The 13473-nt window shown below is 65.2% G+C and carries 11 protein-coding genes; 9 read left to right on the top strand and 2 right to left on the bottom strand.

Annotation, left to right across the window (positions count from 1 at the left end):
* Positions 1–95 precede the first annotated feature (95 nt).
* The 9 genes from N5C88_RS14135 (at position 96) to N5C88_RS14175 (ending at position 11076) form a co-directional block, all read left to right on the top strand.
* Positions 96–1274: a M20 family metallopeptidase gene (locus N5C88_RS14135; protein ID WP_280015532.1), complete on the top strand. Its 1179-nt coding sequence runs from the start codon at positions 96–98 to the stop codon at positions 1272–1274.
* A gap of 7 nt (positions 1275–1281) precedes the next feature.
* Complete coding sequence (locus tag N5C88_RS14140) at positions 1282–2565, top strand: MFS transporter (protein ID WP_280015533.1); 1284 nt, start codon at positions 1282–1284, stop codon at positions 2563–2565.
* Between the two features lie 614 nt (positions 2566–3179).
* Positions 3180–4214 carry a DNA-binding protein gene (locus N5C88_RS14145; RefSeq protein WP_280015534.1) on the top strand — a complete coding sequence of 345 codons (1035 nt, stop codon included), beginning with the start codon at positions 3180–3182 and terminating at the stop codon, positions 4212–4214.
* A 172-nt stretch (positions 4215–4386) separates the two neighbouring features.
* Entirely contained in the window at positions 4387–5835 is a 1449-nt protein-coding gene (locus tag N5C88_RS14150) for a transporter substrate-binding domain-containing protein (RefSeq protein WP_280015535.1), read from the top strand.
* 156 nt (positions 5836–5991) lie between these two features.
* On the top strand, positions 5992–7122 hold the full coding sequence (gene ydiK, locus N5C88_RS14155; RefSeq protein WP_280015536.1) for an AI-2E family transporter YdiK: 1131 nt from the start codon (positions 5992–5994) through the stop codon (positions 7120–7122).
* A gap of 291 nt (positions 7123–7413) precedes the next feature.
* On the top strand, positions 7414–8139 hold the full coding sequence (locus N5C88_RS14160; RefSeq protein ID WP_280015537.1) for an RNA pseudouridine synthase: 726 nt from the start codon (positions 7414–7416) through the stop codon (positions 8137–8139).
* A gap of 212 nt (positions 8140–8351) precedes the next feature.
* Complete coding sequence (locus N5C88_RS14165) at positions 8352–9293, top strand: LD-carboxypeptidase (RefSeq protein ID WP_280015588.1); 942 nt, start codon at positions 8352–8354, stop codon at positions 9291–9293.
* Between the two features lie 120 nt (positions 9294–9413).
* The gene (locus tag N5C88_RS14170) at positions 9414–9758 is read left to right on the top strand and encodes a helix-turn-helix transcriptional regulator (RefSeq protein WP_059376116.1); all 345 of its coding nucleotides are present in this window, start codon (positions 9414–9416) and stop codon (positions 9756–9758) included.
* Between the two features lie 13 nt (positions 9759–9771).
* Positions 9772–11076: a HipA domain-containing protein gene (locus tag N5C88_RS14175; RefSeq protein ID WP_280015538.1), complete on the top strand. Its 1305-nt coding sequence runs from the start codon at positions 9772–9774 to the stop codon at positions 11074–11076.
* Positions 11077–11092: 16 nt separating this feature from the next.
* Here N5C88_RS14175 and N5C88_RS14180 read toward each other — a convergent pair whose 3' ends face one another.
* Together N5C88_RS14180 and N5C88_RS14185 are read right to left on the bottom strand one after the other, a co-directional pair.
* Positions 11093–11956 (bottom strand): class I SAM-dependent methyltransferase, encoded by an 864-nt coding sequence (locus N5C88_RS14180; RefSeq protein ID WP_280015539.1) that lies wholly within the window; start codon positions 11954–11956, stop codon positions 11093–11095.
* A 59-nt stretch (positions 11957–12015) separates the two neighbouring features.
* A complete protein-coding gene (locus N5C88_RS14185; protein ID WP_280015589.1) occupies positions 12016–13314 on the bottom strand; it encodes an amino acid permease in 1299 nt (432 codons plus the stop codon).
* Positions 13315–13473: the final 159 nt, after the last annotated feature.

The following is a 13473-nucleotide window of genomic DNA, read 5'->3' on the forward strand; positions in this document are numbered from 1 at the left end:
CACCGAGTAGCGATTAGAAGAAGCCGAGAATTCAAAAAAATATACATATAGGACGCAATTAAGACGCGGCCGCAGTATTTCCCGAGGAGACCAGTATGTTCAAGGATTTTGCAAGCTTCGCCGCCCTGGCGACGGAGTTCACCCAAGTTCGCCGCTGGATTCATCAGCACCCGGAACTCGGATTCGAAGAGCAGGGGACCAGCGCGTTAGTGGCCAACCGGCTGCGCGAATACGGCTACACAGTAACCGAGGGAGTCGGCAGCACCGGCGTCGTGGGTGTACTCAAGCGGGGCCGTTCGGCCCGCACCATCGGCATCCGCGCCGACATGGACGCATTGCCTATACATGAAAACGAAAGCCTCTCGTATCGCAGCATCCATGAAGGAAAAATGCACGCTTGCGGCCATGATGGGCATACCGCGATTTTACTGTGTGCAGCCAAGTATCTGGCCGAGTCGGGACAGTTCGATGGCACGGTTAATCTGATTTTCCAGCCGGCGGAAGAAATGCTCAGCGGCGCACGCCGGATGATCGAGGACGGCCTGTTCGACCGCTTTCCCTGCGATGAAGTCTATGCGCTTCACAACTTGCCTGGCCTGCCGGTCGGCAAGGTCGCCTGCCTGGTGGGTCCAGTGACGGCTTCTTCGGATGTCGCCCTGGTCAACATCCAGGGCAAGGGGGGGCACGGAGCCATGCCGCACCTCACCAAGGACGCCGCCTTGGCTGCGGCCGCCGTCGTCGTTGCATTGCAAAGCATCGTTGCCCGCAATGTCACCCCTGGCGAAAGTGCGGTTGTGACCGTTGGCGCTATTCACGCTGGAGAGGGCTTCAATGTCATCCCCGACCGTGCGCTTATCAAGGTGAATACGCGCGCCTGCACTACGGATATGCGTGACTTGTTGGAAAAGCGCATCAGGGAAGTGGTCACCGGCGTTTGCGCAGCGTACGACGTCACGGTGACAATCGAGTTTGACCGCCAGATCGGCGTGCTGGTGAACCACCCAAGGCCGACTTCCGTCGCGCACGGCGTGCTCACGGATCTGCTTGGGGCCGAAAACGTTATTAGCGTTCACTCCAAGGGCAATCTGGGCAGCGAAGACTTCGCGGCCATGGCTGAAGTTCGACCATCCTGCTACATCGCGATTGGAAATGGCGTCGGTAGCGCTGGCGGCTGTTCGGTTCACAACCCTGGCTACGATTTCAGCGATGAACTCATCCCCATTGGCGCCGCGTACTGGTGCAAGCTGGTGGAAACGGCGTTGAACCGGGCATGAGGCTTCCATGATGACCCAACCCTATCAACGCTTCACCCTCGCTATGCTGATGATGGCTACGATCATCTGCACCGCTGACAAGCTGATTTTCGCGTTTGCTGGGCCGTCCATCATTCGTGACTTGGACCTGAGCCCTCTGGAGTTTGGACTGGCGGGAAGCGCATTCTTCTTTATTTACTCCATCGCCGGCGTGGCAGTCGGCTTCCTTGCCAACCGAGTCCAGACCAAATGGATCTTGACTGGCATGTCGCTGATATGGGCGGTATCGCAGTTTGCCGTTAGCTTCGCGGGCAGCTTGGGCACTCTGATTGCAGCCAGGTTGCTCTTGGGCGCCGGAACCGGACCCGCAACGGCAGTAACTCAGCATGCCGGGTTCAAATGGTACGCCCCGAACGAGCGACTTGGCGTCTCGACCATGATACATGTCAGCGTGATTATTGGCGGATTGGTCGCCAGTGCGGTGTTGCCGCTGGCGGTTCAACATTTGGGCTGGCGGACCTCATTTCTATTGCTCGGCCTTGCCAGCGTCGGTTGGGTCGGGCTCTGGCTGCCATTCGGTCGAGAAGGCACTGTTGATGCGCATGCCTCGGTCGATACGAGTCCAAAGCGTTCCTACCGCCAGACCTTGCTGAACAAGTCATTCGTGATGATTTCGTTGCTTGGCTTCATCGGCGGTGTTCCGGGCGTCGTCGGCTTCAGCTGGCTAGCCGTCTTCCTGCAGGAGGGCGTGGGGTTGAACTCGGGGCAAATGTCCCTCTACCTTGTATGTCTTGCCCTGACGCTCATGTTCGTGAACTTGCTGGTGATGGCAGGCAGCAAGAGGGCGCTGCGTAACGGTACGTCATTCCAAAAAGCGATGGTCTGGCCTCCACTCTTTGCCATCATGATTGGCGGCGCGGCCTACCTAGGGCTGCGCTACGTCGGCGGGAATATGCCAATGACGTTAGCGCTGTACCTCATCGCTTCGGTCGCCTCCAACTTGCTGCCCCCGTTCGCGTTTGCGATCGTTGCGCATTTGTGCGGAGCCTCGCAACGCGGCGCGGTGCTGGCGATATACAACGGCATTGTTACGCTGGCAGGAATCGTGACCCCCGGCCTGATCGGTTACATGATCTCCGATATGGGCGGCGACGCTTCCGCCGGTTTCGATCAGTTCTTCACGCTGTGTGGAGGCATGGCGCTGGCGGTGAGCATCCTGGCATTCATGGTGCTAGATCCGGAGAAGACACGAAAAAGACTGGATCTGGACTGCCGCATGGAAACAACGCTGCGGTCGCCTGCCTCGAGCTAGGACGAGGTCTGGGTGGGCCTTGAAGCGGCCCCCTCTCGAATGGATCCGCCGTGGCGTAATCGCATGGATGCGTCTGCCACGGCTTTGGTCCATGATCCCAGCCTCGACGAAGCGGCGGAGCCGCTTATCCTTACTGTTGCTTTGGGGGCGTGCGGGCCGGCGATGTGTGAGCTCGACGCCGAGCCGAATCAACCTGAGCCCATGCCCGAGGCGGCCCAACGCATGCCGTTGTACCAGTGTTGATGGGCCTGGACAGGCGATAGTGTGCGAGAACTCCGATCGGCACGGGTCGCCCGCCAACGCCACAAACCTCGGCCTTCTGACAGTTCACGATAACTGCCCGCCAAGGCATGGGACTCTCCTGGGCAGCCATCCCGGAAGAGTGTTACCCATGCCCTCATACACCTGTCACCTATGCCTCTGGCCCCCACAAGGGGGGAGGGGCGCACGTTTTCGCCTACTTCTTTCATAGAAGAGTCGACAAGCCTAGATGAATGTTATATTACTTATGTGTCATGTATGATATCTAACATACATATGAAATTATCAACGATAAGATTCCATTATCGTGAGTAATTATCCTACAGTTGCCGAATCCGGCACGGAGCGCGCGCATGGCCACCGGAATTACCGAAACTGACGTCTGGACCGCCGCCGACGCCTTGCTGCTGGAGGGCGCGCGGCCCACCATCGAACGGGTGCGGCAGAAGATCGGCCGGGGTTCGCCCAACACCGTCAGCCCCTATCTCGAAACCTGGTTCCGTTCGCTGGGCGCGCGCATCAAGGACCCGGGCGCGTTCGCGGCGCCCGCGGCCGTACCCGACCCGGTAGCGCAGGCGGCCTCGCACTTCTGGGAAGCGGCCTTGGCCGAGGCCCGCGCGCAGCAGGAACAGACCTATCGCGGTCGCTGGGAAGAACTGGCGCGGGAAGGGGAGCAGCTCGCCTCCGACGCCGAACAACTGCAGCAGCGCGAAGCCCAGCTTGCGCATCGCGAACAGGATCTGCAGGAAGCCCTGAGGGTGGCCACTTCCCAATTGGCCGCCGCCGAAGACCGGCTGCTGGCGGCCGAACAGCAGTTGCGCCAACGCGATGAACTGCTCAGGCGCAACCAGCTGCAGCTGGAAGACGCACGCGGCGCCACGCAGGCGGCGCTGGCGGAAAGCGAGAAGATCCGCACCCAGCATGCCCAGGCGCTCGACGCGCTGGAAACCCGCCACACTGCCCACGAGCGCCGCTGGCTGAACGAACTGGACAGCGAACGCGGCGCCGTCAAACGCTTGCAGACCCGGCTGGACGAGGCGCAGGCCGCCAGCCAGCAGCAGGCGGCGCAGGCGCGCAAGGCGCTGGAGCAGGAACAGGAGCTGCGCCGCCAGGCCGAACATAAGGCGCAGGCTGCGGGCGGCGAGATCCAGGCCCTGCAAGCGCGCCAGCAAGCCGATCAAGCCGCGGCCAGCGCGGCGCGGGCGGCAGCGCGTGAACGCGAAATGGCGCTGGAATCCCGGCTGGCGGCGGCCGAGCAACGCGCGTCCGACTACCTCGCGCAGTTGAAAGGGAAGGATGAGCAACTGGGCGAACTGACCCGGCATCTGCTGGCGCAAGTCCAGCGGCAGGATCCGGGGCAGGCGCGGCCGGAGCATCCCGGGTCCTAGCGCCGCGCGCGCCGCCTGGCGCATCACGGTTCGAGGTTCGCGGCAAAAGGATGCGCGGCATGCCCCCGGCGACCCGATTCGGATTATTGTTATAGGAATGGCGAAGCGCGCAACGCGCCCCGCCACGCGGCACATATATAGCGACGCAGTAACCCGGCCAGCCGGAGGAACTATGTCATTTCGCGTGATTGCCTCGATGCTCTGCGCGCTGTTGCTGTGGCTGCCTCCATCGCCTGGGTATACCCAGGCGACAAAGGGCAAAGGCGACCCGCTGGCGCTGGCCTACAACATGAAGCCCTGGACCGGGGATTTCGACGGCATGCTCAAGCGCCGGCAGGTCCGCGTGCTGGTGCCTTACAACAAAACCCTGTATTTCCTGGACAAGGGCGGCACGCAGCGCGGCATCATCGCCGAGATGATGACCGAGTTCGAGAACGACCTGAACCGGCAGCTCAGGAACAAGAACATTCGCGTGTACGTGGTGCTTCTGCCGACCTCGCGCGAACGCCTGATTCCCGATCTGCTGGCGGGCAAGGGCGACATCGTCGCGGCCAACCTGACGGTCACCGAGGAACGCCGGAAGCTGGTCGATTTTTCCACGCCGCTGGCGTCGGGCGTGCCGGAGCTGGTCGTGGCCTCGCCAGGCGCGCCCGAGCTCAAGTCGCTGGACGATCTTTCCGGGCAGGAAATCTTCATCAACCCCGTCAGCAGCTACTACGGCAGCGTCAAGACATTGAACGCGGATCTGGAGGCCAGGGGCCTGAAGCCGGCCATCATCCGCGATGCGCCCGGCAACTTCGAGACCGATGACATCCTGGAGATGGCCAGCGCGGATCTGGTCAAATACACCGTCGCCGACCGCTACCTGGCCAATTTCTGGAAGCAGATCTTCCCGCAGATCAAGGTCTACGCGAACCTGGAGATCGACAAGGGCAACGACATCGCCTTCGCCTTCCGCAAGAACTCGCCCAAGCTCTCGGCGGTGCTCAACCCCTTCATGGAGAAGAACCGCGTCGGCACCTCTTTCGGCAACCAGCAGCTCACCAAGTACCTGAAATCCGTGAAATGGGTGAAGGGCGCCACCGACCCCGAGGAAATCGAGAAATTCCACCGCCTGGCGGAGTTCTTCCGCAAGTACGGGGATGAATACAACATAGACTGGCTGCTCATGATGGCCCAGGGCTACCAGGAGTCGCGGCTGGACCAGGATGCCAAGAGCTCGGTCGGGGCGATAGGCGTCATGCAGATCATGCCGGCCACCGGCAAGGAACTGAAGGTAGGCGATATCCGGCGCGAGGAGTTCAACATACACGCCGGCGTCAAGTACATCCGGTTCATGATCGACCAGTACTACGCGAAAGAGCCCATGACGGACTTGAACAAGGGACTGTTCGCTTTCGCTTCCTATAACGCCGGCCCCGGCCGGATCAACCAGCTGCGCAAGGAAGCCGCCGCCAGCGGACTGGACCCGAACGTCTGGTTCGACAATGTGGAGCGGGTGGCGGCCGAGCGCATCGGGCGCGAAACCGTGCAATACGTGAGCAATATCTTCAAGTACTACATCGCCTATACGCTGGTGCGCGCGCAGGGCGCGGGCGACGGCGCGGGGACGCCGCGCTAGCCGGAGGCGGCGCCGCTTGCGGGCCGCCACGGTGTATGTCCGCGGGTTTTTCGGATAAATTCGCCACAGGCGCATCCGCATGCACCCATCCGGCAGACGCCCCGCCGGCATCGATGCGCCACAGATCAGGGCTGCCGGCCCTGTCAGGAGCCGCGGTTGAATCCTCTTCCACGCCAGACGGTCGATCTCGCCCGCATCATCCTCGTCATCGTGATCCTGGCCGGCCTGATGGCAGGCAGCGTCTACATCCTGCGCCCGTTCCTGCCCGGCCTGGTCTGGGCCACCACGATCGTCGTGGCGACCTGGCCGGTCATGCTGGCGATCCAGCGCTATTGCGGCGGACGGCGCTGGATGGGTACCCTGACCATGCTGGTCATCCTGCTGTTCGTCATCGTGCTGCCGCTCTACGAGGTGATCTCGACGCTGGCCTTGCACAGCAGCTCGATCATGGCGGCGGTCAAGAGCCTGCCCGACTACGCGCTGCTGGCGCCGCCCGCGTGGGTCCACGGCATTCCGCTGGTCGGCCCCAAGATCGCGCAGGAATGGCAGACCCTGTCGGACGCCGGCGCCGGCGGCCTGCTGGCCAAGCTCGAACCGTATCTGACAAGCGCCGCGGCCTGGCTGCTCGGGCATGCCGCCATCGTCGGCGCCTTCATGATGCACATGCTGATCACCGTGGTCGTGGCCGGCATCCTCTATACCAAGGGCGAGGTGGCGGTCGATTTCGTGCGGCGCTTCTTCAACCGGCTGGCGGGCCAGCGCGGCCTGGCGGCCGTCAAGCTTGCCGGGCAGGCGATACGCGCCGTGGCGCTGGGCATCGTCGTGACCGCCGTGGTGCAGTCCGGGCTGGGCGGGATCGGCCTGTGGATCGCGGGCGTGCCGGCTGCCGGCATCCTTACCGCGCTGATGGTGATGCTGTGCCTGGCGCAGCTGGGGCCATTCCTGCCGATGCTGGCTGGCGTGGTCTGGCTGTTCCAGAACGACATGAAGCTGGCGGCCGCGGTGCTGCTGGTCTGGGCGGTGCTGGTGGCGATGCTGGACAACCTGCTGCGGCCGTTGCTCATCAAGCGCGGCGTCAACCTGTCCTTGCTGCTGATCCTGGTGGGCGTGCTGGGCGGACTGTTTGCCTTCGGCATCGTGGGCCTGTTCATCGGCCCGGTGATCCTGGCGGTGACCCATACGCTGCTCAACGCCTGGATCGAAGAAGTGCCGCCGCCCGCCGCGTTGGACGCGGAAACGGAGCCCGCCACAACGCCCGCGGAACGCGCCGGATTTCCGCCGGTCTGAACGCCGCCGGCATTGGCTGCCAGCCAGGCCGCGCCGGGCAGCCTGCCAGGGAAGGGCGTAACATCTGCCTCACGTCGCGGGCGCATTGCCCGCTTTTCTGGCAACACCCCGGCAATACCTCATGACGATGCACCCTCTGGCGCCGCTGCAAGGCGGCTACTCTTCCTGGTCCGAAGCCCTGCCCGAAGCACGGCTCGATTCACGGCTCGATTCACGGCTCGATTCACGGCTCGATTCACGGCCTGGTTCCACACCCGGCTCCGCGGCTTTCCCGCACAAGGCGGTGGCGCGATGAGCGAAAGCGTACGCCTGGCCAAGCGTCTGGCCTCCGAACTGTCCTGCTCGCGCGGCGACGCGGAACGCTACATAGAGGGCGGTTGGGCCGCCGTGGACGGCAAGCAGGTCGAGGAGCCCGGCTATCGGGTGGCGCCCGGCCAGTCCGTGGGCCTGTTGCCGGGCGCGCGCCTGGAAGACGCGCGTCCCGTGACCGTACTGCTGCACAAGCCCGCCGGCCTTTACGCCAATGACGAACCCGGCTCCGCGCGCGACCTGATCCTGCCTGAGAACCTGATGCCCGGCGACCGTTCCGGGCAGCGCTACCTGAAGCGCATGTTCAATGGCCTGAAGCTGGTCACGCCGCTGGAGCGCGCAGCCAGCGGCCTGGTCGTCTACACGCAGGAATACCCGATCGCCCGCAAGCTGGTGGAAGAGGGGCGCTACGTGGAGCAGGAGTACGTGGCCCAGGTGTCCGGCCAGCTCAGCGCCGCCGACCTGGCGCGCCTGCAGCGCGGCATGGCTTACGACGGCCGCGCCGCCACGCCCATGAAGGTCAGCTGGCAGAACGAAACCCATCTGCGCTTCGCCCTGAAGACGCCCGCGCCCGGCTTCATCGAGTACGTGTGCGATGCGGCGGGATTGCGCCTGCAGGCCCTGCGCCGCATCCGCATCGGCCGCCTGCCGATGGCCGGCCTGGGCCTGGGGCAATGGCGCTACCGCCTGGACTACGAACGCTTCTGACGGCAGCAGGGATGACCATGGAACAAGCGCCGCAAGGCCAGCGACCACAGTGCGATCCCGGACGCCGGGGTTTCTTGATCAATGCCGGCGCCCTGTGCCTGTCCGCCGCCCTGGCCGGCTGCGCGGCGCCCAAGCCTGCGCCGCGCCGCGCGCCGCAGTCGGCCAAGCCCGGCTCCGTCGCGCCCCCGGTTGTCAGCAGCGCCGCAGCCCCCGTGCCCGCGCTCAAACCCGGCGCGCGCATCGCCATCGTGGCGCCCGCGTCCGCCGCGCTGGATGCCGCAGACGAAGCGGCCGAATGGCTGTCCGCGCGGGGCTACGTGCCGCAGGTCATGCCGGCCGCGCGTTCACGGCTGGACGCCCCCTATGACTATCTGGCGGGATCGGACGCCGACCGGTTGGCCGACCTGCATGCGGCGTTCGCCGCGCCCGATATCGGCGCCGTCTGGTGCCTGCAGGGCGGCTTTGGTTCCTGGCGCCTGCTGGATCAGCTGGACTTCGATCTGCTGCGCCGCCACCCCAAACCGTTCATCGGCTATAGCGACATCACGGCCCTGCACCTGGCCATGCAGCGCCGCGCCGGTTTCGTCACGTTCCACGGGCCGATGCTGGCGCAGGACCTGCTGGCCGGCAAGCGCGAACCCACCGAATCGAACCTGCTGTCCATGATCAGCGGCCAGGTGGGGCAGGGGGCGTGGATCACGCCGCCGCCTTACGCCACCGCCACGGAACTGATACCGGGCACGGCGACCGGACGGCTGATCGGCGGCAATCTGGCGCTGATCGGCGCACTGATCGGGTCCGATAGCGAAATCGACACCAGCGGCGCCATTCTTTTCATCGAGGACGTCAACGAAGCCTTGCCTCGCATCGACCGGCTGTTGAGCCAGTTGGCTGCGGCGGGCAAGTTCGATGACCTCAAGGGAGTACTGGTCGGCAACTTCACGCGCATCCTGGGCGTGCCGGGCGACGATGCCCAGGCGCAGGGGCTGCTGTACCCGCTGATACTCGACCGGTTCCGCTCGCGCGGCATTCCGGTGCTGGCGGGATGGCCCAGCGGCCATGGCGATCCGAACCTGACCTTGCCGCTGGGCGCTCAGGTCACGCTGGACACGGGGCGTGGCGGATTGCGGCTGGAGCAAGCAGTGGTGGTGTGACCCGGAATGATCCATTAATGAGGCATAAAACTTGGCTATGCCTTATTAAAATAGCATTCTTAAATACAAAAATGACTCATTAATAGTGCAAATTACCAAGCAACGCACTATTATTGATTCATGAAAAAGAAGATCGAACCCAGCTTCGATGCCGCCATGGCGCTTGCGCGCCTTGGCGCCAACATCCGCACCGCCCGGTTGCGCCGCGCCGAAACCGAGTCCATGCTGGCTGCCCGCATGGGCGTGTCGCGCGCCACGGTCACGCGCCTGGAACGCGGCGACGGCGGCGTGTCCCTGGCGCTGGCCATTGAAGCCTTGCTGCAGTACGGCTATGCGGACCAGGTCTACGCCCTGGGCGACCCCGACCTGGACGGCGTAGGCAAACGCCTGGACGCGGTGCGCCGGCCCAGCCGGGGCAGCGGCAAAACGCCCAACACGCACCGCGCCGATCCTACCCAGCTATAGCGCCACGCAAATCGTGAAAGCAAGAAAACACAAATCGGTGGAAAGCGAGCTGTATGTCTACGTCGACATCCGCGGCGAGGCCGTGCTCGCCGGCCTGCTGACGCTGGACGATTCGGACGAAAGCCGCTTCTACGCCGAATTCACCTACGTGCAGTCCTACGTGAACGACCCGCGCGCCTTTGCGCTGGATCCGCTGAACCTGCCGCTGGTGGATGCGCGCACCACCTTCCGCACCGAAAGCCGCTACGAAACGCTGGGCGCGATCTTTGACGCCGCGCCCGACGCCTGGGGCCGCAACGTCATGCGCGTGGACAACGCCGGCGCTCGCGTGACCGAGGACGAAGTGCTGCTCAAGGGCCGCGGCATGGGCGTGGGGGCCTTGTTCTTCAGCGCCCGCCGGCTCACGCCGAACATGCGCAAGACCTACCGCCTGCCGGAACTCAGCCAGGTGGAATCGCTTGCCGACCTGCTCGCCGACATCGACCAGGGCGTCAAGCCCAAGGGCCTGTACCGCGACATCCTGGGCAGCTCCTGGGACATCGGCGGCGCGCGCCCCAAGACCATCGTGCGCGACGAGCGCGGCGAAATGTGGATCGCCAAGTTTCCGCGCAAGGGGGATTCCTACGACCGCCAGCGCGTCGAGTACGCCAACCTGCAGATGGCGCGCGCCATCGGCATGACGGTGCCCGAGATCCGCCTGGCTGAAACGCATCTGGGCGCGGTCCTGCTGACGCACCGCTTCGACCGCGAACTGCTGCCGGCCGGGCAGGGCGCAACCCCGATCGTCGCGCGCCGCCATTTCCTCAGCGGCGCAGCGCTGATCAGCCCCTCGGCGCAGATCGGCAAGCGCGAGCTCGACGAGGCGCGCGGCAAGGCCACGTATTCCTACGCGCGGCTGGCGGACGTCACGCGCCGGATTTCGTCCAACCCGGTGCAGGACCTGAAAGAGCTGTACGCGCGCATGGTCCTGAACGTGGCCGTCCACAATACCGACGACCACCTGAAGAACGTCGGCTTCGTGAAGGACGAAGGCGCGCAGACCTACCGGCTGTCGCCCCTGTTCGACGTGGTCACGCAGGAAGGCTCCGCCAGGCACTACCTGCACATCGGCGCGGCCGGCCGCGAAAGCTCATTCCAGAACTGCCTGAGCGAGTACCGGCGCTTCGGCCTGCGCTCGGAAGCCGTCGCGCGCGGCATCCTGGAGCACGTGCGCGAGGTGGTGACGCAGCGCCAGCGCTATTACGGCATGGCAGGCATGACGGCTCAGGAAATCGGGTATGTGGAAGCGTCCTTGATGGCCTGGCGCCACGCCGCATGACACGCCCGCGCCGGCCTTACACCCGCTTGGCCGACCAGTTCCCCCCGCCGGTGGCGCTGCCGTTCATCTGCTTGCCGTTCACTGTCCCGGTATAGCGCACGCCGTTGGCGACAAAGGAGATCTCGGCGCCGTTCAGCCGCGCCTCCGAAATCGGCGCGCCGCCCAGCTTGCCGGACAGGCGCTGGTAGCGCTGCTCCAGCTGCAGGGGCTGGCCGTCCACCTCCCAGTTGCCCGCCACCTTGGCGGGCACGATCCACAGGAGCGCCGTGCAGTAGGTGTTGCAGTCCTGCCGGATGGTTTCCTCGGCGTCCGGCTCCCAATCGCCCATGCGGAAGGAGTTCGACACGATGCGGGTGCCCGGCGCCAATTCCAGCAGCTTGGGCCGCAGCTTTTCGTTGATGGTCGACAGCAGGAACATGGTGATCACGTCCGCCTGCGACAAATCGGTGGCGAACAGGTCCGCCGTCACGAAGGTGGCGCGGTCGGCAACGCCGGCGCGCTGCGCGTTGCGGCGCGACAGTTCGACCAGATCCGGGTTGTACTCGATGCCCTGGGCCGTCAGGCCGCGCTGGGCCGCGGTAATGACGGTGCGTCCATCGCCCGAGCCCAGGTCCATCAATCTGTCCTTGGGCGTGACCTTGGCCATGTCCAGCATCGTATCGACCAGGGCTTGGGGCGTAGGCACCCAGATGACGTCCTTGCCGTCCTGACCGACGTCGGGCACGTACTCTTTCTGTTCCGAGGGCTGCGCGGTGGCGGCCAGCGACGGCAGCGGAGCGCATGCCAGCGCCAGCGCGGCTGCCGACGCGATCAAGGCGCCGCGCAACGGCGGCACGGCGGTACGGGCGGTGGATCCGAAGGATTGAATCGCGATGTGCATGATGTGGACTCCTTGCAGGTAAGGCATGCGGACGGAACCGCCGCCCCGGGAAACAGTGATCAGGCCCGCGGCTGCGCGGGACCCAGCAGGCGCAGCAGCGGCAGGCCCGCCGCCAGCACCGCCAGCCCGATCAGCGCGCCGGCGCCGGCATACATGGCGCTGGACACCACCAGGCCCGCGCAGGTCAGCGCCAGCAGCAGCGGGGGCAAGGGATAGAGCGGCACGCGGAACGGGCGCGGCCGGTCCGGATCGATGCGCCGCAGCCGCCACACCGAGGCCGCAACCAGCAGCATGAAGATCCAGAACACCGGCGCGGTGTAGGCGACCAGGGTCTGCACGCTGTTCTGGCTGAAGGCGCCTAGCGCGATCAGCGCAAGCGTGATCGCGCCCTGGACCAGCAGCGCGGAAGCGGGCGTCTCGCCTTGCGCGTTCCACGCCGCCAGCGCGCGCAGCCGCGGTACGTCGCGGCCCAGGGCGCAATACACCCGCGCGCCGGTGATGATGGTGCCGTTGATGGTGCTGAGCGCCGTGGCGCAGATCGTCAGGCTGAGCAGGGCGGCTGCGTAGGGGCCGGCCGCCAGCTGCATCACGTCCGCCCCCAGCGCCGGCGTATCGCGCAGTCCCTGCAGGCCGAAGATCTCCAGCAGCGCCAGGTTGGTCAACACGTACGCGCCCGTCACCAGCAGCGTGCCGATCAGCAGCACCCGGCTCATGTTGCGGCCCGGGTCGCGCAGCTCGCCGCTGAGATAAGCGGCTTCGTTCCAGCCGCCGTAGGTCAGCAGCACGAACACCATGCCCATGCCCAGCAGGCCCGCGGTATTGCCGGTCAAAGGCATCGGTTCGGCATCGCTGCGCAGCGGGCTGTCTCCCGCGGCGGCCAGGCTGGCGATCAGCACCGCCGCCAGGGCCGCCACCGTCAGCGCGGTGAACACCCATTGCAGCCGCTTGGAATAGCGCGTTCCCGCCACGTTCAAGGCGGTCAGCGCCACCACCGATATCGCCGCGTGCAGGGCAGGGCCGTACGGACCGAGAGGCGCGAGCCGTTGCGCGTAATCGCCATAGATATAGGCGACCACGGCAATGGCGCCGGTCTGGACGACAGAGCAACGCGCCCAGGCGAACATCAGTCCCACCTGCCGCCCCCAGGCCCGCGTCAGATACAGGTATTCGCCGCCCGCGCCAGGATAGGCCGAACCCAGCTCGCCGTAGCAAAGCGCGCCAACCAGCATCACCAGGCCGCCCGCGCACCATAAGGCGATGTACATCGCCTCGGAACCCGCGTGCTGCGCCACCAGCGGCGGAAAGCCGAATATGCCGATCCCGATCACCACGCCTACCAGCACCATGGTGGCATCCATCACCGATAAACCGGCCGACGCGCGCGGCTGGAGCAACAGGGCCGGATTCGCGGACGAACGCAGGGTGGGCTGTGTCATCGGATGCTCTCGGTTGGGCGCGGCGGGCGCGCGGAGACGGCGCCATTTGGGGACGGTGCCTGACAATCACCTGAACAATTT

The organism is Achromobacter sp. GD03932 (assembly GCF_029839485.1).
In the GTDB taxonomy this organism is placed as follows: domain Bacteria; phylum Pseudomonadota; class Gammaproteobacteria; order Burkholderiales; family Burkholderiaceae_B; genus Achromobacter; species Achromobacter bronchisepticus_A.